The sequence below is a fragment of the Brachybacterium sp. 107 genome (assembly GCF_052379725.1).
GTDB lineage: Bacteria > Actinomycetota > Actinomycetes > Actinomycetales > Dermabacteraceae > Brachybacterium.
Window position 1 is genome coordinate 69,265 of sequence record NZ_JBQSYW010000005.1, and the last position, 21,217, is coordinate 90,481.

20 protein-coding genes and 1 pseudogene are annotated in these 21,217 nt (G+C 71.6%); 9 read left to right on the top strand and 12 right to left on the bottom strand.

The genetic code is table 11. The features are described from left to right. Nucleotides 1-335: 335 nt before the first annotated feature. The 5 genes from ACT3UL_RS07775 to ACT3UL_RS07795 are packed head-to-tail and all read left to right on the top strand — an operon-like array spanning nt 336 to nt 7,643. Nucleotides 336-1,892, top strand: a complete 1,557-nt coding sequence (locus ACT3UL_RS07775) for a cytochrome ubiquinol oxidase subunit I (RefSeq protein ID WP_443350482.1) — start codon at nt 336-338, stop codon at nt 1,890-1,892. A 19-nt stretch (nt 1,893-1,911) separates the two neighbouring features. Then, nucleotides 1,912-2,994 carry a cytochrome d ubiquinol oxidase subunit II gene (cydB, locus tag ACT3UL_RS07780; RefSeq protein WP_443350484.1) on the top strand — a complete coding sequence of 361 codons (1,083 nt, stop codon included), beginning with the start codon at nt 1,912-1,914 and terminating at the stop codon, nt 2,992-2,994. 13 nt (nt 2,995-3,007) lie between these two features. Then, nucleotides 3,008-4,699 (top strand): thiol reductant ABC exporter subunit CydD, encoded by a 1,692-nt coding sequence (cydD, locus tag ACT3UL_RS07785; protein ID WP_444577634.1) that lies wholly within the window; start codon nt 3,008-3,010, stop codon nt 4,697-4,699. After that, nucleotides 4,696-6,453: a thiol reductant ABC exporter subunit CydC gene (cydC, locus tag ACT3UL_RS07790; protein WP_444577636.1), complete on the top strand. Its 1,758-nt coding sequence runs from the start codon at nt 4,696-4,698 to the stop codon at nt 6,451-6,453. The genes cydD and cydC overlap by 4 nt, the downstream gene beginning before the upstream one ends. Beyond that, nucleotides 6,450-7,643 carry a sensor histidine kinase gene (locus ACT3UL_RS07795; protein WP_444577637.1) on the top strand — a complete coding sequence of 398 codons (1,194 nt, stop codon included), beginning with the start codon at nt 6,450-6,452 and terminating at the stop codon, nt 7,641-7,643. Before cydC ends, ACT3UL_RS07795 begins: the two co-directional genes overlap by 4 nt. A 54-nt stretch (nt 7,644-7,697) precedes the next feature. Here ACT3UL_RS07795 and ACT3UL_RS07800 read toward each other — a convergent pair whose 3' ends face one another. The 8 genes from ACT3UL_RS07800 to ACT3UL_RS07835 all read right to left on the bottom strand — a co-directional run bounded on the left by ACT3UL_RS07800 (nt 7,698) and on the right by ACT3UL_RS07835 (nt 13,106). Then, nucleotides 7,698-8,285 (bottom strand): response regulator transcription factor, encoded by a 588-nt coding sequence (locus ACT3UL_RS07800; RefSeq protein WP_444577803.1) that lies wholly within the window; start codon nt 8,283-8,285, stop codon nt 7,698-7,700. Nucleotides 8,286-8,403: 118 nt separating this feature from the next. Further along, the gene (mutM, locus tag ACT3UL_RS07805; RefSeq protein WP_444577639.1) at nt 8,404-9,348 is read right to left on the bottom strand and encodes a bifunctional DNA-formamidopyrimidine glycosylase/DNA-(apurinic or apyrimidinic site) lyase; all 945 of its coding nucleotides are present in this window, start codon (nt 9,346-9,348) and stop codon (nt 8,404-8,406) included. Between the two features lie 4 nt (nt 9,349-9,352). Continuing rightward, the gene (gene rnc / locus ACT3UL_RS07810; RefSeq protein ID WP_444577641.1) at nt 9,353-10,105 is read right to left on the bottom strand and encodes a ribonuclease III; all 753 of its coding nucleotides are present in this window, start codon (nt 10,103-10,105) and stop codon (nt 9,353-9,355) included. Continuing rightward, on the bottom strand, nt 10,105-10,713 hold the full coding sequence (locus tag ACT3UL_RS07815; RefSeq protein ID WP_444577642.1) for a YceD family protein: 609 nt from the start codon (nt 10,711-10,713) through the stop codon (nt 10,105-10,107). The genes rnc and ACT3UL_RS07815 overlap by 1 nt, the downstream gene beginning before the upstream one ends. Nucleotides 10,714-10,746: 33 nt before the next feature. Further along, complete coding sequence (gene coaD / locus ACT3UL_RS07820; RefSeq protein WP_444577643.1) at nt 10,747-11,238, bottom strand: pantetheine-phosphate adenylyltransferase; 492 nt, start codon at nt 11,236-11,238, stop codon at nt 10,747-10,749. Between the two features lie 40 nt (nt 11,239-11,278). Continuing rightward, nucleotides 11,279-11,659 (bottom strand): DUF3224 domain-containing protein, encoded by a 381-nt coding sequence (locus ACT3UL_RS07825; RefSeq protein WP_444577644.1) that lies wholly within the window; start codon nt 11,657-11,659, stop codon nt 11,279-11,281. A gap of 91 nt (nt 11,660-11,750) precedes the next feature. Continuing rightward, on the bottom strand, nt 11,751-12,323 hold the full coding sequence (locus ACT3UL_RS07830; RefSeq protein WP_444577646.1) for a GNAT family N-acetyltransferase: 573 nt from the start codon (nt 12,321-12,323) through the stop codon (nt 11,751-11,753). 15 nt (nt 12,324-12,338) lie between these two features. After that, the gene (locus ACT3UL_RS07835) at nt 12,339-13,106 is read right to left on the bottom strand and encodes an SDR family oxidoreductase (RefSeq protein WP_444577648.1); all 768 of its coding nucleotides are present in this window, start codon (nt 13,104-13,106) and stop codon (nt 12,339-12,341) included. 101 nt (nt 13,107-13,207) lie between these two features. Between ACT3UL_RS07835 and ACT3UL_RS07840 the strand changes: the two genes are divergently transcribed. After that, entirely contained in the window at nt 13,208-14,191 is a 984-nt protein-coding gene (locus ACT3UL_RS07840) for a helix-turn-helix transcriptional regulator (protein WP_444577650.1), read from the top strand. A gap of 35 nt (nt 14,192-14,226) precedes the next feature. On the opposite strand, the pseudogene ACT3UL_RS07845 reads toward ACT3UL_RS07840, so the two are convergent. Together ACT3UL_RS07845 and ACT3UL_RS07850 are read right to left on the bottom strand one after the other, a co-directional pair. Then, nucleotides 14,227-14,706 (bottom strand): annotated as a pseudogene (locus ACT3UL_RS07845) (RsmD family RNA methyltransferase); the annotation flags it as partial. Nucleotide 14,707: 1 nt separating this feature from the next. Further along, complete coding sequence (locus ACT3UL_RS07850; protein ID WP_444577651.1) at nt 14,708-16,948, bottom strand: ATP-dependent DNA helicase RecG; 2,241 nt, start codon at nt 16,946-16,948, stop codon at nt 14,708-14,710. A 291-nt stretch (nt 16,949-17,239) separates the two neighbouring features. Between ACT3UL_RS07850 and rpmB the strand changes: the two genes are divergently transcribed. Further along, nucleotides 17,240-17,437 (top strand): 50S ribosomal protein L28, encoded by a 198-nt coding sequence (gene rpmB / locus ACT3UL_RS07855; protein ID WP_096165582.1) that lies wholly within the window; start codon nt 17,240-17,242, stop codon nt 17,435-17,437. A gap of 173 nt (nt 17,438-17,610) precedes the next feature. Beyond that, entirely contained in the window at nt 17,611-18,375 is a 765-nt protein-coding gene (locus tag ACT3UL_RS07860) for a Type 1 glutamine amidotransferase-like domain-containing protein (RefSeq protein ID WP_444577653.1), read from the top strand. Between the two features lie 85 nt (nt 18,376-18,460). Here ACT3UL_RS07860 and ACT3UL_RS07865 read toward each other — a convergent pair whose 3' ends face one another. Next, nucleotides 18,461-19,537 (bottom strand): NAD(P)-dependent alcohol dehydrogenase, encoded by a 1,077-nt coding sequence (locus tag ACT3UL_RS07865; protein ID WP_444577655.1) that lies wholly within the window; start codon nt 19,535-19,537, stop codon nt 18,461-18,463. 60 nt (nt 19,538-19,597) lie between these two features. Next, a complete protein-coding gene (gene thiL, locus ACT3UL_RS07870; protein WP_444577657.1) occupies nt 19,598-20,617 on the bottom strand; it encodes a thiamine-phosphate kinase in 1,020 nt (339 codons plus the stop codon). An 81-nt stretch (nt 20,618-20,698) separates the two neighbouring features. Here thiL and ACT3UL_RS07875 point away from each other — a divergent pair, with 81 nt between their 5' ends. Further along, nucleotides 20,699-21,196 carry a DUF3515 domain-containing protein gene (locus tag ACT3UL_RS07875; protein WP_444577659.1) on the top strand — a complete coding sequence of 166 codons (498 nt, stop codon included), beginning with the start codon at nt 20,699-20,701 and terminating at the stop codon, nt 21,194-21,196. Nucleotides 21,197-21,217: the final 21 nt, after the last annotated feature.

A 21,217-nucleotide genomic window follows, 5' to 3' on the forward strand; every position in this document is an offset into this window, starting at 1 on the left:
ATGGTCATCGTCCCTGGGGACGGAAGTCTCAGGCCCTCGCCGTCGCGCAGCTCCCTGGAAGGAAGCGCTGCGATGCCGATCGCGGAAGCACAGCGGTCGCGGTCAGACGCGTTGCCGGTGCTCCGACGTGACGACGCCGGGAGGTTCCCCCACCCGGTACGGAGCAGGAGAGTGCCGCGGTCAGTATGGCACAGGACGCACTTCGGGACCTGTGCGACATGCCCCGTCCGTCACGATCCGACCGGCGCCCAGGCGGAGGGAGGACCATGGTCCTGATGGACCCTGCAGGAACCGCATAGGTTCTCCAGCAGCGTGTCGCTCTCCCAGGAGGTTCGATGGAAGCCCTCGACATCGCACGGTGGCAGTTCGGCATCACCACCGTGTACCACTTCATCTTCGTGCCGCTCACGATCGGCCTGTCGCTGCTCGTCGCCGTCATGCAGACCAGGGCGGTGTTCTCCAAGGACCCCGCCCGCAAGGATGCCTGGACGCGGATGACCAAGTTCTTCGGCTCCCTGCTGATCGTGAACTTCGGCATCGGCATCGCCACGGGCATCGTGCAGGAGTTCCAGTTCGGCATGAACTGGTCGGAGTACGCCCGCTACGTCGGGGACGTCTTCGGGGCCCCGCTCGCCCTCGAGGGGCTCGCGGCGTTCTTCCTCGAATCGGTCTTCCTGGGGCTGTGGATCTTCGGCTGGGGCAAGCTGCCCGAGAAGATCCACCTGCTCACGATCTGGGCCGTCGCGCTGGGCACCACGGCGTCGGCCTACTTCATCGTCGCCGCGAACTCGTTCATGCAGCACCCCGTCGGCGCGATGCTGAACCCCGAGACCGGACGCGCCGAGCTGGATCCATCCCAGGGCTCGATCTTCGCGGTGCTCACGAACGTCACCACGATGGCCGCGTTCCCCCACGTGGTCTCCGGCGCCTGGCTGGTGGCGGCAGCCTTCGTCACCGGCGTCGCCTCCTGGCACATGGTGCGCCACCACAACAAGGCTCGCGAGAACGGCCTGGAGACGGCAGAGGGCGCGGACCACCACCACGCCGCTCGGGACCTGTTCCGGCCCGTCGTGCGCTTCGGCGTCATCGCCATGTTCGTCTCCGCCGCCGTGCTGGTTGTCTCCGGCGACTTCCAGGCCCAGATCATGTTCAAGCAGCAGCCGATGAAGATGGCGTCGGCCGAAGCCCTGTGCGAGACGGAGACGGGGGCCTCCTTCTCGATCCTCGCCGTCGGTGGCCCGGATGCCTTCTCCACCGACTGCGACGGCGTCACCCACCTCATCTCGGTGCCGTACGTGACGTCGTTCCTGGCCACCCACACCTTCGATGCGGAGCTGCAGGGCGTCGACGACCTCAACGCCCAGTACAAGGAGCAGTTCGGCGAGACCGTCACAGACATCCACGGCGACGAGCTCACCGCCGACTACCGCCCCAACCTCTTCGTCACCTACTGGTCCTTCCGCCTCATGATGGGCCTGGCCGCCTTCAGCGGCATCCTCGCCCTCTGGGCGCTGTGGGTCACCCGTGGCAAGGGCGACAGCGCGCGCACCACCGGATCGAAGCTCTTCCAGTGGTTCGCCGTGCTGTCCATCCCGATGCCGTTCTTCGCGAACTCCGCCGGCTGGGTCTTCACGGAGATGGGCCGCCAGCCCTGGGTGGTGCACCCCAATCCCGACGACCCGACGATCCGTCTGATGACCACGCAGGCCGTCTCCAGCCATCCCGCCTGGATGGTCGCGACCAGCCTGATCGCCTTCACCCTCGTCTACGGGGTGCTCGCGGTGGTCTGGTTCCAGATGATGCGCAAGGCCGCCCTGAAGGGCGTGCCCCTGCCCCGGCGCGACCCGGAGACGGACGAGCTCGACACACCGACCCTCTCCTTCGACTACTGAGAAGGGAACCGATCAGATCATGGACGCCATGCTCGATCCCACGGTCCTGCAGACCCTGTGGTTCGGCCTCATCGCCTTCTTCTTCCTCGCCTACTTCGTGCTCGAGGGCTTCGACTTCGGCGTGCAGATGAACGTGGCGACCTTCTGGCGCCGCGGCTCGCGCACCCGCGGCACGGTCCTGGAGACCGTCGGCCCCGTCTGGGACGGCAACGAGGTCTTCCTGATCACCGGCGGCGCCCTGCTGTTCGCCGCCTTCCCCGAGTGGTACGCGACGCTGTTCTCCGGCTTCTACCTCGCCCTGCTGCTCCTGCTGCTGGTGCTCATCGTGCGCGTGTGCGCCTTCAAGTGGCGCGGCAAGGTGGACAGCGAGCGGTGGCGGACCAGCTGGGACATCGTCCACGTGATCGGCGGCTTCGCCCCGGCCCTGCTGTGGGGCGTCGCCTTCGGCAACATCGTGGCTGGGGTGGGGATCGATCAGAACCACTGGGTGACGACCTCCCTGCTGGGGCTGCTGAACCCCTTCGCCCTGCTGGGCGGGGTGGTGTTCGTGCTGCTGTTCTGGCTGCACGGCACCCTGTACCTCACCCTCAAGGTCACCGGCACCCTGCGCGAGGACGCGAACCGCCTCGCCGGGATCCTGGTGTGGCCCACCATCGTCGCCGGCGCCGCGTTCCTGCTCTGGTACCAGCTGGCGCACTCGCATTCCACCTGGACCTGGATCCCGCTGGTGCTCGCCGCCCTCGCCCTCGTGGCCGTGGTGCCCCTGAACCGGCTGCGGCGCGAGGGGCTCGCCTTCACGGCGACGACGACCGCGATCAGCGGAGCCGTGGTCACCCTGTTCGGCGGGCTGTTCCCGTACGTGCTGCCCTCGACCGGCGATCCCGCCAACTCGCTGACCGTCGCCAATGCCTCCTCCACCGAGCACACGCTCACCGTGATGCTGGTGGCCCTGGCGATCCTGCTCCCGCTCGTGCTCGCCTACACCGCCTGGGCGTACCGGGTGTTCCGCCACCGGATCAGCGACGAGGACTCCCCGATCCCCGGCTCCGAGCTGCTGGAGAAGGCCAAGAAGGGCTACCGCGAGGCGTTCGAGCAGGAGTGAGGGACGGCAGCCGATGACCCCCACCGCCCCGGCCCCTCCGCGAGCAGCCCGGACCCGACGCGCGCCGGTGGATCCCCGCCTGCTGCGCGAGGTGCGCTCGGCCCGCAGACATCTGGTGCGCACGGTCGCGCTCGGTCTCGTGCAGGCCGCCTGCGTCATCGCCACCGCACTGGTGATCGCGCGGCTCGGCGCGCAGCTGCTCGAGCATCGACAGCTCCCCCAGGACGCCCCCGTCCTGCTGCTGGCCCTGCTCGCGGCCCTCGCGGTGCGGGCCGGTGCTGTGCTCGTCGAGCAGCGCACCGCGCACCGCGCCGCGACCGAGGCGATCGGGGACCTGCGCGGCCGGATCGTCGCGCACGCCGCGACCCTGGGGCCGCGCGGGGGTGCCGGCCGCGGCGCGGACCTCACGACCCTGGCCACCACCGGGATCGAGAGGCTGCGGCCCTATCTCGTGGGCTACGTGCCGCAGCTGATGCTCGCCGTGACCGTGACGCCGCTGTGCCTGCTCACGATCGGGATCCTCGACCCCCTCAGCGCGGTCATCGCCGTGATCACCCTGCCGCTGGTGCCGCTGTTCATGATCCTGGTGGGGAAGATGACCGTGGGCCGCTCCGAGGTGCTCCTGGCGGACATGCGCACCCTGTGGTCGCAGCTGCTCGACCTGGTCGACGGCCTGCCCACCCTGCGAGCACTGGGACGCGAGAGGGGCCCGGAGAAGATCGTGCGCACCCTCGGGGATCGGCACCGGGCCTCCGCGATCGGCTCGCTGAAGTTCGCCTTCCTCTCCTCCATGGTGCTCGAGCTGCTCGCCACCCTGTGCGTCGCCCTGATCGCGGTGAGCATCGGCATGCGTCTGGTCTACGGGGAGATGGACCTCGCCCCGGCGCTGGCCGTGCTCGTGCTGGCACCGGAGATCTACCTGCCGTTGCGCAACGTCGGCTCCCAGTACCACGCCTCCACCGACGGGCTCGCCGCGGTGGGCGCCGCCTTCGAGGTGCTCGACGAAGTCCCTCCGGCCGACGGGGAGATCCCGGCCCCCGATCTGCGCACCTCCCACCTCGCCCTGCGCGGGGTCTCGGTGCTCTCCCGCGACGGCAGCGCCCCGCACCGGGCCGATCTCGAGCTGCGGCCCGGCCGGGTCCTCGCTCTCACCGGAGCCTCGGGCGCCGGGAAGACCACGGCGGTCCAGGTCCTGCTGGGGCTGCTCGACGCCGACGGCGGCCACGCCGAGGTCGTCGATTCCCAGGGCGTCGCGACCGACGTCCGCAACCTCGACCGGCGCACCCTCTGGGACCAGGTGGCGCTGCTCCCCCAGCGCCCCGTGCTCCCGCCCGGGACGATCCGCTCCGTGCTGGAGTCGGCGCGCCCCGGGGCCACGGACGCGGAGCTCGAGGAGGTCGCCGCGGCGACCGGCCTCGGGACGGTGATCGCCCAGCGGGGCTGGTCCGCGGATCTCGGCCGCGCCGGCCGGGGGCTCTCCCTCGGCGAGCGGCAGCGGCTCGCCCTGGCCCGGGCGCTGCTGTCCCCGACGCCGCTGGTGGTGCTCGACGAGCCCACCGCCCACCTCGACGGAGCGACGGAGGACCTCGTGCTCGATCTGATCCGCACCCTGCGCGCCCAGGGCCGCACGGTGCTCGTCGTCGCCCACCGCTCCCGGCTGGTCGACGTCGCCGACGACGTCGTCGTGGTGGAGGCCGCGTCATGAGCGCCGCTCCCACTCCCCTGCGCCGCGCCGAGCGCGCTCTGGAGATCCCTCGTGGTCGCCTGCTCGCGGCGCTGCTCGCGGCGTGCGCGACCCTCGCCTCCGCCTTCGCGCTCGCCGCCGTCTCCGCCTACCTCGTGGCCCGGGCCTGGACCATGCCGCCCGTTCTCGACCTCACGGTGGCCGTGGTGATGGTGCGCGCCCTCGGCGTCTCCCGCGGCGTGTTCCGCTGGCTGGACCGCATGCTCGCCCACGACGTCGCCCTGCGCGGGGTGGTCTCCCTGCGCACCAACCTGTTCACGACTCTCGCGGCTCGCACGGACGACGCTCTGACCCGGCTGCGCCGCGGGGATCTCCTCGCCCGCCTCGGGGACGACGCCCAGGAGCTCGGCGACCACGTCGTCAAGGCGCTCCTGCCGGCGCTGGTCGCCATGGTGATGACCGTCGTGGTGCTCCTGACGATCCTCCCGCTGTCGCTGCTGGCGGCAGGCTCGATGCTGCTGGCCCTGGCGCTCGCGAGCGTGCTGGCGCCGCTGGCCGCCTATCGCGGCGCGCGGATCGCGGAGCAGGCCGTGCTCACCACCCGCTCCGGGGTGAGCGCGAGCGCGCTGGAGATCCTCGACGACGCGACGTCCCTGCGGGTGGACGGCCGCCTCGAGGCGGCGCTGGCAGAGTTGGATTCGCGCCAGCGCGATCACGACGCAGCCATCGATCGGGCGGCGCTGCCGGCGGCGGTGGCGTCGGCTGCGGTGCCGGCGGCCATGGTGCTCGCCATCGCCGGGTCGCTGCTCGCCGCGGGAGCGGCGTGGACCGACGGCGGCGCCTCTGCCGGACAGATCGGTGTGCTCCTGCTGCTGCCGCTGTCGTCCTTCGAAGCGGCCACCGCCCTGCCCGCCGCGGCCGCGCAGTACGCCCGCTCCCGCGCCGCCGCGGAGCGTCTCGCCGAGCTGGCCGGGACCGCCTCGCCCCTCGCACCCGCCGCAGAAGTGCGACGTGGCGACCGATCCGGGGCCGAGCATCGGTCGTCAGAGCGCAGTTCCGGGGCGTCGGACGCGGCCGCAACGGCGACAGGCCCTGGAGTCGCGCATCTGCGGGCGACGGGGCTCAGCGCCGGCTGGAGCGCCGGGTCGCCGTGCGTGCAGGGGCTGGACCTGGACCTGCCGCCGGGCTCGCGGCTCGCGGTCGTCGGGCCCTCTGGCAGCGGGAAGTCGACGCTGCTGGCCACCCTCGCCGGGCTGCTCGAGCCGCTCTCGGGGCAGGTGGAGCTCGACAGCGGAGAACCATTGCGCTCCGACGTCGTGATGTTCGCCGAGGACGCTCACGTGTTCGCCACCACGCTGCGGGAGAACCTGCGGGTGGTGCGCGGCGATCTCGAGGACTCCACGGCCACCGCTGCGCTCGCGGCGGTGGGCCTCGACGACTGGGTACGAACCTTGCCCCACGGGCTGGATGCTCCCCTGGGCCCCGACGGGACCACGGTCTCCGGTGGGGAGCGCCGCCGCCTGCTGCTCGCCCGCGCAGTGATCCGCGGGGGCCCTGTACTGCTCCTGGACGAGCCCACCGAGCATCTGGACACCGCGAGCGGCGATGCCCTTCTGCGCGCCCTCCTGGATCCTGCCGACGACTCGCTCGTGCCCGCCTCGAGCAGCGTCGTGGTCGTCACCCACCGCCCCGAGGCGATCCCCGCCGGGACAAGGGTGCTGCAGATCGGGGAGAATGCTCAGCATCCCGGGAGCCACCAGGAGGAGAGCACATGACGTCGACCGCCCCGCCGCCCCGGCCCGACCGGCCGCGGCTGCAGGACCTCACCGGCGCCGTCCTCGCGGGCGGCGATACCGAGGACCTGCTGACCTTCCTGGTCCGTACGGCCCGCACCGATCTCGACGCCCGCAGCGCCGTGCTCGTGCTCCCGACGGAGCCGGGCACCTGGGCCTTCGAGCTCGTCGACGGGCCCGACGCCGCGGACCTGCTGGGAAGCACCCTCGCTCTGAACTCCCCCGCAGGCCGTGCGCTCGAGGACGCCGATGCCGCCTCCCTCGAGCTGATCGGCACGCTCCGGGTCGCCGGGCAGGAGCATCCCGCGCTGATCGCGATGGTCGACGCCGCGGAGCACGGCTCCGGCTTCCTCGCCGTGCTGCAGAGGCCGACGACGGATCCTTCAGGATCTGCGACGGGGACTCCGGCTGCTGCGCCGAGAACTCCCGGGTCCGCCGGACTCTTCACCGTCGCGGACCGGGAGCGGCTCGACGCCCTGGCCTCCCTGGTGGAGCTCACGATCCGGGTTCCCACACTCCGGGTCTCCGGAGAGCTCGACGACGAGCGCAGCCGGATCGCCCGCGACCTGCACGACCTCGCGATCCAGGAGCTGTTCGCCGTGGGCATGGAGCTCGAGGCGCTCACCGAGGCGCTGGCCGGGCCGGGTGAACCGCCCTCGAACACCCGTATCCGCACCTCCGTCGCCGCCTCCGTCCAGGGGGTGGAGAACGCTGTGGCCCAGATCCGGCAGATCGTCCAGTCGCTGCGGCGCGAACGGCTCGAGGCGACGCTGACCGAGCAGCTGCGCCACGAGGTGGGGCTGGCCACCGCCGGGCTGGGCTTCGTCCCGGCGCTGCGCCTGCCCCCGCATCCCGCGGAGATGGACGCCGAGGTGCCCTCGGAGATCGCCGAGGACGTGGTCGCCGTGGTACGGGAATGCCTCGCCAACGCCGCGCGCCACGCGCACGCGAGCGCTGTCGCCGTCTCGGTGAGCCTCTTCTCCGAGGGGGTGGATCGGGTGGTGCAGGTCAACGTCTCGGACAACGGGCGCGGGATCGACCCCACGGTGACGCGTCGCAGCGGGCTCGCGAACATGTCGAGCCGGGCGCGGCGCCACTCCGGCTGGGTCGACGCGATCAGCCTCCTGCCGGGCACCATGATCTTCTGGCGGGTGACGCTCCCGGCGAGGTGATGCCGACGTGGCGTGGCACCGGAGAGGCATGACGATGACCCTCCGGCGCGCGAGCTACTTCCAGCCGGCGCGGCGGCGGGCCGCGACCATCGCGGCGACCTGGGTGCGACGCTGCATGCCCAGGGTCTGCAGGATGACCGTGACGCGGTTCTTGACGGTCTTCTCGGCGATGCCGAGCTCGTCGGCGATCTCGCGGTTGGAGTGCCCGTCCCCGATGAGGTCGACGATGCGTCGGTCGGAGTCGGAGAGCTCCTGCTCCTCGGTGACGTGGTCCGCGGGCCAGACGGTGCGGCCGGCGTGCACCGCACGGATCGAGTCGGCGATCTCCTGAGAGCGGGCGGACTTCAGGATCAGCCCCGCGGCGCCCGCGGCCCGCGACTCCCGCAGCGCCGCGTCGTCGTCGAAGCTCGTGAGCACCAGCATCGCCTGCTCCGGGTCGATCTCCCGCGCCGACCGCATGACCTCGATGCCCGTGCCGTCGGGCAGCTGCAGGTCCACGACCAGCACGTCGGGCCGGATCGCCGGCAGCCGTCGACTCGCCTCGGCGACCGAGGACGCCTCGCCGACCACGCTCAGATCGCTCTGCGCGTCGATGACCGTGACGATCCCGCGACGGACCACCTCGTGGTCGTCCACCAGCATCACGCGGACCGCTGCGGGCTCGGGCTCGTTCGTCGTCGTCGTCACCGGACGTCCTTCCTGGGCGGGGCTACTTCGGATGAGCTGCTCGGCTCGTTCTGCGCGGATCGTGCTGCTCGGATCATCGTGGCGACCGCTGGCACCGGGGGCAGTAATGGCTGCTGCGTCCCTGGTGGAGCGCTCGTCTGAGCACAGTGCCGCACCGCTGGCAGGGCTCCCCGTCGCGACCGTAGGCGCTGAGCGAACGGGCGAAGTACCCGCTGCGGCCCTCGACGTTCACGTACAGCGCGTCGAAGCTCGTCCCGCCCACCTCGAGCGCGCGTTTCATGACCTCGCGGGCCGCGCGCAGCAGCTCGAGGACCTTGCGCTGGCTGAGCTGCCCTCCCGGGGTGTCGAACCGGACGCGGGCCGCCCACAGCGCCTCGTCGGCGTAGATGTTGCCGATCCCGCTGACCAGGTCCTGGGCGAGCAGCAGAGATTTCACGCCGGCCCGACGGGAGCGGATCGTGCGCGCGATGGCAGGGAGGTCCGCCGCAGGATCCAGCAGGTCCCGGGCGATGCCGGCCGCGGAGGCGGGGAGCAGGGAGTCCGGGCTGCCCTGCCCGGCCAGGGCGCCATCAGACGTCGGGGCCAGGGGGCTGGTCCACAGGCCGCCGAACAGACGCTGGTCGACGAGGTCGATCGCGGCGCCGTCATCGAGGTGGAGGGTGAGACGACGATGGCGCAGCGGATCGGGGGCGGGCCCTTCGGAAGGGGTCGCGACGGGGAGCGCGACGATCGGGGCGGGATCCCGCAGGCGCAGCTGGCCGCTCATGCCGAGGTGGCCGATGAGGGCCTCGCCGGTGTCGTGCCCGTCCTCGTCGGCCAGTCGCCACCACAGGAACTTCCCGCGCCGTGCGACAGCGGTCAGCCGGGTGCCGGTCAGGGCACCACGCAGACGGTCCGCCCCGCCGACCTGACGGCGGATGATCCGGGCGTCGAGGATCTCGACGGACTCGATGATCCGACCCACGGTGCGCGGTTCCAGGCCGCGACGGACGACCTCGACCTCAGGCAGCTCGGGCATGGCCTCAGCCCCGTGGGATGAGGGTCTCGCCGCGCTCGGCGAGCACCGTGCGCACTGCGCTCTGGGCCGCGGCGAGCTCGGCCTCCTTCTTGGACGGGCCCTCCCCGTTCGCGGTGACGATGCCCTCGATGGTCACGGTCGCGGTGAACATCTTCTCGTGCTCGAGCCCCTCCTCGGTGATCCGGTAGCTGGGGCTGACGCCCCCGGTCGCCGCGATCTCCTGCAGGCGGGACTTGAAGTCGTAGCTCGTCTCGAGGAACTCGTCGGAGTCCAGCAGGGGCCTCATGAGGTCCAGCACGAAGCGACGCGAGACGTCCTGCCCGAGGGCCAGGTGCACGGCGCCGATGACGGCCTCCGTGGTGTCGGCGAGGATCGACGCCTTGGCCCGTCCCCCGGTGAGGTCCTCCCCGCGGCCGAGCTTCACGTAGGCGCCGAGGTCGAGCTGGGAGGCGATCACGGCGAGCGCCCGGGTGCTGACGGTGGCGGCGCGACGGCGGGCGAGGTCCCCCTCGGGCAGCGTGGGATGGATCGTGTACAGCTGCTCGGTGACGGCCAGCTGGAGCACCGCGTCGCCGAGGAACTCGAGGCGCTCGTTGTGCGGGATCTCGTCGTGCTCGTACGAGTAGGAGCGGTGGGTCAAGGAGAGATCCAGCAGACCCGACTCCTGCAGATCCGCCGCCTGCGCACCGTCCAGCGGCAGCTTCGCCAGCAGGCCCGCGGGATCGGAGGCCTCGGTCGAGCGGCGCCTGCGCGCCATCAGCGCCCCTCGCCCTCGGTGGGCGCGTCCTGACCCTCGGAGGCTGCGGTGTCCGTGGACTCGTCGAACAGGCCCTGCAGCGCCGCGAAGCGATCATCGATCACGTCGTGGTGGTGGTCGGGATCGTCCTCCATGCGGAAGCCGCACTGACCGCACAGGCCCGGGCAGTCCTCACGGCACAGCGGACGCTCCTCGGCCGCCATCGCGAGCGCATCACGCACCAGCGGGCCCAGGTCGACGTCGTCGCCCGTGAGCATGGTGGTGTCCTCGCGCTCGTCGGCCTTCACCTTCTCGGGGAACATGTACAGCTCGTCGAGGCGCGCGGCGACGTCCTGCTCGACGGGGTCCAGGCATCGCGAGCACTCGCCCTCGAGGTGGGCGGTGACGGTGCCGTGGACGTAGACCCCTTCGACGACGGACTCGAGCTCGATCTCCACGGCGAGGTCCTCGCCCTCGGGGACCTGCATCGCGAGTCCGCCGACCTCCCGGGCGGGGGCGGTGAGGGTGCGCTCGACGCGACGGTGGGAGCCGACGTTGCCGACGAGGTCGACCGCGTCGAAGAGCAGGTCCTTGTCGAGGGGAGAGGCGGAGGCGGGATCGGAAGACATGGTGAGGCGGTCCTGTTCAGGTCGTGGGGTCGTTCAGGATACGGGCGCGGCGGCCCGGAGCGCGTCCAGCGAGGCGGGCGGGAGCATGTCGGAGACATCACCGCCGAGGGAGTGGACCTCGCGCACCAGGGACGAGGAGATATGGGAGTACGAGGAATCCGTGAGCAGGAAGACGGTGTCCGTCCCGGCGAGGTGCTGGTTCATGCGTGCCATGGGCTCCTCGTACGCGAGATCGAGCTGCGAGCGCAGGCCCCGCACGACCGCACCGGCGCCGACGTCGCGGCAGAAGTCGACCAGCAGCCCCGTGGGCAGGGTGCGGACCTCGACCGCGTCGCCCAGGCCGTCGGCCTGTGCCACGGCGTCGATCGTGGAGGTGCGGGTCTCGAGGTCCAGGAGCCCCTTCTTGGACGGGTTGTGCGAGACGGCGATGATCACGTGGTGCCCGAGCGCGACAGCCCGACGGGTGAGGTCGAGATGCCCCAGGGTGAAGGGGTCGAACGAGCCGGGCAGGACGACGATGCTCATGCCGCCACTGTAGTGCGTGCGCCGTGGATGTCCGGCAGTGTCATGCCAGCTCGAGGGCCACGTGGTGGGTGCCGTCGTCATCGATGCGTTCGATGCCCAGAGCGCCCCGGAGGCCGGAGAGCTCGCCGGTCCCTGACCCGGGGGCGATCACGTACTCCAGGGTGGGCTCGCCGTCGGCCATGGTGCCCAGCTGATGGAAGGTGACGGTGCCCCGCCGGCCGTCGAGCACGCCGTCGAACCGCTCGAGCGCGATGTACCCGGCGTTGCCGGTCACGGGGTCGCCGGAGGTCAGCATGAGACCTGTGCTCGTGCCCTCGAGGTCCCCCGTCCAGGTCTTGCTGAGGTCGAAGCGGTCATCCGCCGCGGGCAGGGGCTCCCCGGGGAGCAGGTCGACGGTGAAGGTCGCGCTGAGTCGCATCATGGCACCAGTCTCTCAGGATCGCGGGCCGCGTAGCGAGAGGGAGTCTGACCGGTGATGGTGCGGAAGTCACGGACGACATGGGCCTGAGCGCTCAGGCCCTGTGGGCGCGGTGCTCGCGGGCGAGGATCGCGAAGGACATCCCGTCCAGCCAGCGGCCGCTGCGGTGCAGGGACTCCTCGACGAAGACTCCCTCGCAGCGCATGCCGATCTTCTCCATGACGCGGCGCGAGGCGAAGTTCTCGGCGAAGCAGGAGGCCTCGACCCGGCGCACGCCGAGGCCGTCAACCGCGAGGTCGAGCAGGGCGGCGGCGAACTCGGTGCCCAGCCCCCGGCCCTGCACGGCGGGGTCGAGCACCCAGCCGAGCTCGGCCTGCTGCCCGCGGGCCTGCCGGACCATGTCGGCCTGGGACCAGGCGTCCTGCAGCGACACCTTGCCGTCGGCGATGATCCGACCGTCCAGGATGCCGACGACGCTGGAGGCGAGCGAGTTCGCCCACCACTGCTGGTGGTCCTCGAGGCTGGCGCTCAGCGTGGTGGTCCACTCCTGGACCTCCGGCAGCCGGTACCAGGGCCAGACGGCGTCGGCGTCCTCCGGGCGGGCCGGGCGCAGCTCGAGTCGGTCGGTGCGGACGGGCCAGTCGAGATCGGTGAGCGCGAGGGTCATCGGCCCATCCTAGGATCACGCACGGGCGTGAGGATCGCTCCTGTTCAGGGCCGCGACCACCTGGGGGTAATCGCCGCGGGCCTCGGCCCCGCGCAGGAACTCGACCTGCTGCACCCTGATCTCGGTCGCCTCCGGCCGGTCCTCCAGGAGACTCATCACCTCGTCGACGAAGTCCTCCAGGGGCATCGCCGTTTCGCTGGTGGCCTGCCCGGGCATGAGGTCCGTGCGCACCGCCGGCGGGATCAGCTCGAGGACCTCGACCGCAGTGCCGGCGAGCTGCAACCGCAGCGACTCCGAGAGCATGTGGATCGCGGCCTTGGTGGCGTTGTAGGTGGGGGTGGGGCGCAGGGGGATGAAGGCGAGGCCCGAGGAGACAGTCATGATCGTCGCCGAGGGCTGCGCGAGCAGATGCTCCATGAACGCGGCGATGAGGCGGATCGGCCCGAGCAGGTTCGTGGTCACGGTGGCCTCGGCGGTGGGCAGGAACTCGGCAGGGTCCGTCCAGTCCTCGGCGCGCATGATGCCGGCCATGGTGATGAGCACGTCGAGATCGGGGTGCTCGGCGAGCACGGTGCGCGCGGCGGCCTCGATGCTGCCCGAGTCGGCGGTGTCCACGCGGACGGTGTCGATACCGGGGTGCTCCGCGGCGACGCTCTCGAGCAGCTCCGTGCGGCGCCCGCCCACGATGACCTGGTTCCCCTTCTCCTGCAGGCGCAGGGCGAGGGCGAGTCCGATGCCGCTGGTGGCGCCGGGAAGGAAGATGGTGTGTCCGGTGATGTCCATGGGGTCGAGACTGCTCCCCCGGCGAGGCGCTCACCAGAGTCCGGATATCGGGGGATCACCGATCCCTGGCAGCCGGGCGGCGTGAGGTCGATACTTCAGCAATGTACAGGGACGCGCTCGCAGACTTCCTCGTGCGGCATCGCGCCGCCCTCGCCCCGACCGACGTCGGCCTCGGGCCCGGTGCGCGACGCCGCACCCCCGGCCTGCGCCGCGAGGAGGTCGCGCAGCTCGCGACGATGTCCACCGACTACTACACGCGGCTCGAACAGCGGCGCGGGCCTCAGCCGAGCACCCAGATGCTCGCGGCGATCGCCCGGGCGCTGCGGATGACGACCGACGAGCGCGACTACCTGTACCGGGTGGCCGGGCACAGCGCCCCGGAGCGCCATGCCGTCGAGGGCTACGTGGCGCCGGCCCTGATGCGGGTGATGGACCGTCTGCACGACACTCCGGCGATGGTGCTGTCCGCCCTCGAGGAGCCGCTCGTGCAGAACGGACCGGCCCGGGCCCTGTTCGGGGACGCCGAGCAGCTCACCGGCTGGGAGCGCAGCGCGATCTACAGCTGGTTCGTGCATCCCGAGCAGGCGCGCGCCGTATACCCGGCCGAGGAGCATGCGCACCACGGCCTGTCCAAGGTGGCCTCGCTGCGGGCGGCCTACGGGGCGATGGGCCCGCGCTCACGGGCGTCGGAGCTCGCGGAGATCCTCTCCGCGCACAGCGCGGAGTTCGCGCAGCTGTGGGACTCCCAGGTGGTGGCCCGTCGCTTCGAGGACCACAAGGTGGTGCTGCACCCGCAGATCGGCCGGATCGAGGTGGACTGCCAGGCGCTGCTCACCGAGGATGCCTCACAGGTCCTGCTGGTGCTGACCGCTCCACCGCACAGCGAGGACGCCGGCAAGCTCGACCTGCTCGCCGCACTCGGTACTCAGTCCGTCGCGGAATCGGGACCGGAGTCTGGATCGGGGTCGGGCTCCGACGCAGGAGTGGGCTCGGTCGCGAGATCGGGCTCGGTCGCGAGATCGGGCTCGGTCGCGAGATCGGGCTCGGTCGCGGGCCCGCCGAACTGGAGCACCGTCTCCCCGTAGGTCTTGGTGCCGTCGTCGGCCCAACCCTCCGGCCAGCCCACCGGCCGAGTACGGCTGGAGCGCTCGATGACCACAAGAGCCTCAGCGGTCAGCGCCGGGCGCAGCGTGAGCAGGAGGGCTTCGAGCGCCTCGGTGGTGATGTCATACGGTGGGTCCAGGAACACCAGGGAGAAGTCCCGGCCCTCGAGCTGACCGGCGACCGTCTCGGCCTTCCCGGCCCGGATCTCGCACCTCTGCTCGAGCCCGAGCTCGAGGGCCGTGCGGCGCAGCTGCTTCGCGGTGGGGGCATGGAGCTCCACCAGCAGGGCGTGGGTCGCCCCGCGGGAGAGGGACTCGAAGGCGAGGCCGCCGGTTCCGGCGTAGAGGTCCAGGACCCGGGCGCCGCGCAGGGCGTCCCAGCCGTCCAGGCGCGAGAACAGGGCCTCGCGCACCCGGTCGGAGGTGGGTCTCGTGCCCTTCCCGGGCGGTCCGGGGATCGTGCGGCCGCCGAGCGTGCCCGCGATGATGCGCGGCATGTCAGCTCCTCTCCACGTCAGGATCGGCGTCACGCAGGCGGTTCTCGATGGCGCCGGCGAGATCGGGATGGGCGGTCAGATCGGGATCGGCCGCGACGACGGCGAAGGCGTCCTCGCGGGCCTGCTCGATGATGCGAGCATCCCGGATCACGTCGAGATGCTTGAGGGTGCGCTGCAGTCCGGACTGCTCCTCCCCCACCAGGTCTCCGGCTCCGCGCGTCTCGAGGTCGATCTCCGCGAGGGCGAAGCCGTCGGCCGCGCCCGCGATCTGCTCGAGACGAGAGCGGGCGTCGCCCGGGGTGAGGCGGGTGCTGAGGAAGGCGATGCCGGCGTGCTCGCCACGGCCCACACGACCGCGCAGCTGGTGCAGCTGGGAGACGCCGAAGCGCTCCGCGTCCAGCACGATCATCGTCGAGGCGTTGGGGATGTCGACCCCGACCTCGATGACGGTCGTCGCGACCAGGATGTCGATCCGGCCCGCGAGCATGTCCTCCATCACGCGCTGCTTGTCCTCCGAGGGCATCCGGCCGTGGAGCACCCCGATGCGGGCACCGGCGAGCTCCGGGCGCCCGGCGAGGCGCTCCGCCGTGGCCAGGACGCCCCGCGCCTCCTCGAGACGGGGGGCGGCGCCGCCCCCGTCCGCGTCGGGAGTCGGGGGCAGCTGCTCCGGCGGGGCCTCGGGCGGGGGCGATCCCTCCCCGGCTCCTGTCTCGTCGATGCGCGCGCAGACGACGAACACCTGCCGACCGGCCGCGATCTCCTCCGCGGCCCGCCCCCACATGCGCGTCTCCCACCGAGAGTTCTGCTCGGGGACCACATGGGTGGTGACACCGGCGCGCATGCCCGGGCTCTCGCGCAGGGTGAGCACATCGAGGTCGCCGACGGTCGCGAGCGCCGCGGTGCGCGGGATCGGGGTCGCGGTCATCACCACGACGTGGGGGCTCATGCCCGAGGGGCCCTTCGTGCGCAGACGGCGGCGGTGGTCCACCCCGAAGCGGTGCTGCTCGTCGATGACCGCGAGGCCGAGGGCCGCGAACTCGACACCCTCGGTCAGCAGGGCGTGGGTGCCGATCACGATGCCTGCGAGCCCTGAGGTCACGTCGAGCAGGGTCTGCCTGCGTTCGGCGGTCCGCTGCGAACCGGTCAGCAGGCGCACCCGGGTGGCGTCCGCCGCGCCGTCGAGCTGGCCGGCGCGGGCGAGGTCGCCGAGCAGCTGGGTGATCGTGCGGTGGTGCTGCTCGGCGAGGACCTCGGTCGGGGCGAGCAGCACGGCCTGGTGACCGGAATCCACCGCGCGCAGCATCGCGCGCAGGGCGATCACGGTCTTGCCGGAGCCGACGTCGCCCTGCAGCAGCACGCTGGTGGGATGGTCTCGACCGACGTGCTCGGCGAGCTGATCGCCGATCTCGAGCTGTCCGGCGGTGAGCTCGAAGGGGAGCCGGTCGTCGAAGAGATCCTGCAGCGGCCCAGTGGCCCGCAGCGCCGGTGCAGGGGTGCGGGCGTCGACGGCGCGCCGCTGCGCGAAGATCGCCTGCAGCACGAAGGCCTCCTCGAACACCAGGTGGGCCATTCCCTCCCGGGTGTCCTGGACCGTGGCGGGGACGTGCACCTTCGTCACGGCCTGCGGGAGCGTCAGCAGGCCGCGGGCGGAGAGCACGGAACCGGGCACGGGCTGCGCCAGCGAGCCCGCGAACTCGATGCCCTGCTCGGTGGCCGCGCGCATCGTGCGCTGGGCGATGTTCTGCTTCAGCGGATAGACGGGCAGCGGCCGCTGGGCATGGGCGATCCCCTCCGGGGTGTCGTCGTACTCCTCGTAATCCGGATGGGTGATCTGAGGTGAGCCCGAATACGAGTTCCAGCCGACGGTGCCGCGCACGACCAGGTGCTTGCCGACCACGAGCCGGCTGCGGTGCCAGTCCACGAGGTGCTGCTTGGCGAGGAAGAAGGTGAGGGTGATCTCCTCGACCTCGTCGGAGACCACGACCTCCAGGATCGATCCCCGGCGGCTGCGCATGCTGCGCTCCTTCACCCGCACCACGGAGACGATCGCGCTCATCTCCTCCCCCACCTGGACGTCGTGGAGCGAGCGGAGCGGGGCCGGGACCGTGTAGCGGCGAGGGGCGAAGCGCAGCATCGTGTCGAGGTCCTTCACCCCGAACGAGGACATCGCCCTGGCCTCCTTGCGCTCGAGGAGCTCCGAGAGCGGCATGGAGCCGCGGGCGGACTCGACCCTCCTGGCCATGCGGTGCCTCCTCGTCCCTCGTCGACTGCGGCGCGACGTGGGACGATGATCCCGCGATCCGGCCTGCTGCGCGACCATCGTGCCACCCGGGACCGACGTTGTGGCGGAATCCACAAGGCGTCGCACTCGCCTCCCCTTCATGTGGACGGGAGATCTGGGCTATGCTTCCGTGGTTGCCCTGACCTCCTGGGGCTGGCGCCCCGCGCCCACCCGAGGTCACCGACTCCTGCGAACCGAGATTGCGGGAAGGGCGGGCACCTCGATCAGAATTCGACTTTTCAGGAGACGACAGTGGCTTCTTCCACGTGTGACATCTGTGCCAAGCACCCGAGCTTCGGCAAGAGCGTTTCCCACTCGCACCGCCGTACCTCGCGTCGTTGGAACCCGAACATCCAGTCCGTGCGCACTGTGATCAACGGGACCAGCAAGCGCGTGAACGTGTGCACCTCCTGCCTGAAGGCGGGCAAGGTCAGCACGCTCGGCGCCTGAGCGGGAGACCGTACAGACCCCAGGACCGACAGGTCCCTCCACGAGAGCCCTCACCCTTCGGGGTGGGGGCTCTCGTGGTTCTGCGGGTCGTGCATCCTCCAGGTCGTGGGTCCTCGCGATAGCCTCGCCCGCATGCCCGGGCTCCCGCTCGGGCCCGAGTCCGAGGAGATCCGATGCCTGCGTCCTCCCCCACCATCCTCGCCACCAGCGCCGGGTACCGCCCTCATCCTCGGCTGCGCTTCGGCTTCGGGCCGATGATGGCCTTCGCCGTCGAGCTCAGTCGTGAGGCCGCGTGCACCGGCCAGCCCGCGGGTGACCACCGCGACCGTGCACCCCGTATCTGCCACATCGGGACCGCCTCCGGGGACGACCGGAGCTTCCAACGGGATATGGAGGAGGCAGCCCGGGAGGCGGGCTACGAGCTGCATCACCTCAGCCTGTTCTCCATGCCCAACGTGGAGGACGTGGAGAGCTACCTGCGTGGCTTCGACGTCATCTGGGTCAACGGGGGCTCGGTGGTGAACCTGCTGGCTGTGTGGCGAGCCCATGGACTGCCGGAGATCCTGCACCTGCTCTGGCAGGACGGGGTGGTGCTCGCGGGCGTCTCCGCCGGCTCGATCTGCTGGTTCGAGGGCGGGGTCACCGATTCCTTCGGCCCGCAGCTGGCCCCGGTCACGAACGGCCTGGGTTTCCTGCCCGGCGCCAACGGGGTGCACATGGACACCGAGGAGCGCCGTCGCCCGCTGATCCGCGAGCTGGTGGCGGACGGCACGCTCGGCCCGACGGTGTGCACGGACGACGGCGCCGGGCTGCTGTACCGCGGCACCGAGCTCGCCGAGGCGGTCACCGAGGTGGACGGCGCCCGGGCCGCACGGATCACACGGGACGGATCAGGCGGCGTGGTCGAGCAGGAGATCCCAGTGCGTCGGCTCCCGTGACACGGCAGCCGTCATCCCACCGAGACGACGACGCCCGCGGTGCCCCGAAGGGCGTCGCGGGCGTCGTCGTGCGCTTGCCGGGCCGTCAGGCGACCTCGGCGTCCTCGAAGGTCGCGGTGTCGATGACGACGCGGAAGAAGACCTCACCGGCGACCACGCGCTCGTAGGCGGCGTCCGCCTCGTCGACCCCGATGGTCTCGATCTGCGCGGCGATCCCGTGCTCGGCGCAGAAGTCGAGCATCTCCTGGGTCTGGGCGATGCCGCCGATGTTCGAGCCGGCCAGCACCTTGCTGCCGCCGATGACCGAGCCGAAGCTGAGCGGCTGCTTCTGCGGCGGCAGGCCCACCACGGCCACCACGCCGCGGGGCTTGAGCAGGCCGAGGTACTTGTCGACGGGGATGTCGGCGCTGATCGTGTTGAGGATGATGTCGAACTCTCCGCGGTGGTCGGCGAAGAAGCCGTCCTCCGAGGTGGCGAGCGTCTGCTGGGCACCGAGCTCGATGGCCAGCTGCTCCTTCTTGCGGGTGCGCGACAGCACGGTGACGTCGGCGCCCATGGCGGCGGCGATCTGCACGCCCATGTGGCCCAGGCCGCCCAGACCCAGCACGGCGACCTTCTTCGGGGCGCCGTCCTTGGAGTCCGCGGCACCCCAGCGGGCCAGCGGTGCGTAGGTGGTGATGCCGGCGCACAGCAGCGGTGCGGCGACGTCGAAGTCCAGGCCCTCGGGGATGCGGCACACGAAGCGCTCGTCGACGACGACCTTCTGGGCGTAGCCGCCCTGCGTGATCGTGCCGTCGACGTCGGTCGCGTTGTAGGTGCCGACGTTGCCCTCCAGGCAGTTCTGCTCCTGGCCGGCGCGGCACTCCTCGCACGTGCCGCAGGAGTCCACCATGCACCCGACGCCCACACGGTCCCCGACCTTCCAGTCGGTGACGTCCGAGCCCACGGCCTCGACGACGCCGGCGATCTCGTGGCCGACGGTGAGGGGGAAGTTCGCCTCGCCCCACTCGTTGCGGATGGTGTGGATGTCGCTGTGGCAGATCCCGGCGGCCTTGATGTCGATGACGACGTCGGTGGGACGCGGGTCGCGGCGCTCGATGGTCGCGACCTGGAACGGCTGATCGGGGCCGGTCTTCTGCAGTGCCTTCACGGTGATCGTCATGGGGTCTCCTTCAGGAGGTCGGGATGCCCTCGAGGGACGCTCGAGGGGTACGGGCCCAGACTAGGCCTGGTCCCCGAAGTGGTCGAAACCCGTTCCATCGATCGGGGCACCGTCCAGGAGCACGCCGTGGTCCTTCTCTCCGTCGGCAGGCAGCACCCGCCCGATCGGTCGGAAGCCCGCGGGCACGCTCCCGCCGGCGAAGGTGGCGAGCATCGCGTGCTCCTCGCCGCCGTGGAGCACCCAGGCCCAGGGGTCCTCGCCGAGCTCGGCGGCAAGATCGGCGAGCTGCGAGACGTCCGGGGCGAGGGCGTCGGAGTCCAGGTCCAGGAGCACGCCGGAGGCTCTCGCGATCCGGGTGCCGTCCCGCACGAGCCCGTCGGAGAGATCCATCATCGCCCTCGCTCCGCGGCCGACGGTCCACCCCAGGGCGAGGTCCGGCTCGGGGGCGTCGTGCCAGGTGACGAGGTCGCCGTGCCCCGACGGCCCGAGGGTCGTGCCGTCCGTCCCGATGACCTGGCCGTCCTGCACCCGGATCCGGCCCGAGAGGACCAGGGCCAGGCCGGCGGCGGAGCGGCCCAGGCGCGGGGACCCGATCGCGAGGACGTCACCGGGACGGGCGCCCGAGCGCAGCACGGGCTGCTGGGCGTCCTCGAGGGATCCGAGCGCGGTGACCGTCACCGTGAGCTGCTCGGACCGTCCCAGATCACCGCCCACCACGTGGGCGCCGTCGACCTCCGCGCGTCGGGACAGCCCGATCGTGAGCTCCTCGAACACCGAGGCGGGGGTGTCCGCCGGGGCGGAGAGCGCGACCACGAGGGCGAGCGGCCGGGCACCCATGGCGGCGATGTCGGCGAGGTTCTGCACGGCGGCCTTGTGGCCGATCCAGGTCGCGGTCGTCGTGGCGGGCAGGAAGTCGTGCCCCTCGACGAGGGTGTCGGTCGTGACCACGATCCGTGGCGAAGGAAGCCGCACCACGGCGGCGTCGTCCCCGGGGCCGACCTCCACGCGGGGGTCGGTGGACAGATGCGGGAGCATGCGGGCCAGGAGCCCTGCCTCCCCGAGATGGGTGTCGCCGATCATGGACCCAGTGTGCCGGAGACCCGACCCCGGTGGCAGACCCGGCCCCGGCGGCGGCGCAGGTTCGGCCGGTACCCTTCACCCGTGCTCCGCTCCCGCCTCCCCGCCTTCGCCGCCGCCGGTCTGCTGACCGTGACGGTGGCGTCCTGCGGCACCGTGCAGGTGCCTGCGGGACCCGACGCCACCGATCCCGTCTGCGCCGACATCATCCTCGCGGCCCCGCCGCAGGTGCTGGGCATGGACCGCACGGAGACCTCGAGCCAGGGAACCGCCGCCTGGGGCAGCGGTGACGACACCGTCGTCATGCGCTGCGGTGTCACCCCACCCGGGCCGACCAGCGACCAGTGCACCACCCTCGAGGACGCCAACGGAGTGCAGGTCGACTGGATCGTCCGCGAGCTCGAGGGTGATGTGTTCCTGTACACGTCCTACGGTCGGGATCCCGCGATCGACATCACGGTGCCGCTCTCGGCGGCCCCGGATCAGCCCAGCGGCGCGGCGCTCGATCTCGCCCAGGTCGTGAGCCGGAACATCGAGGCCACCGACCACTGCGTGGGGCCCGGCGACGAACCGACGGGCTGAGCCCTGGAGCGGGGGCGCCGC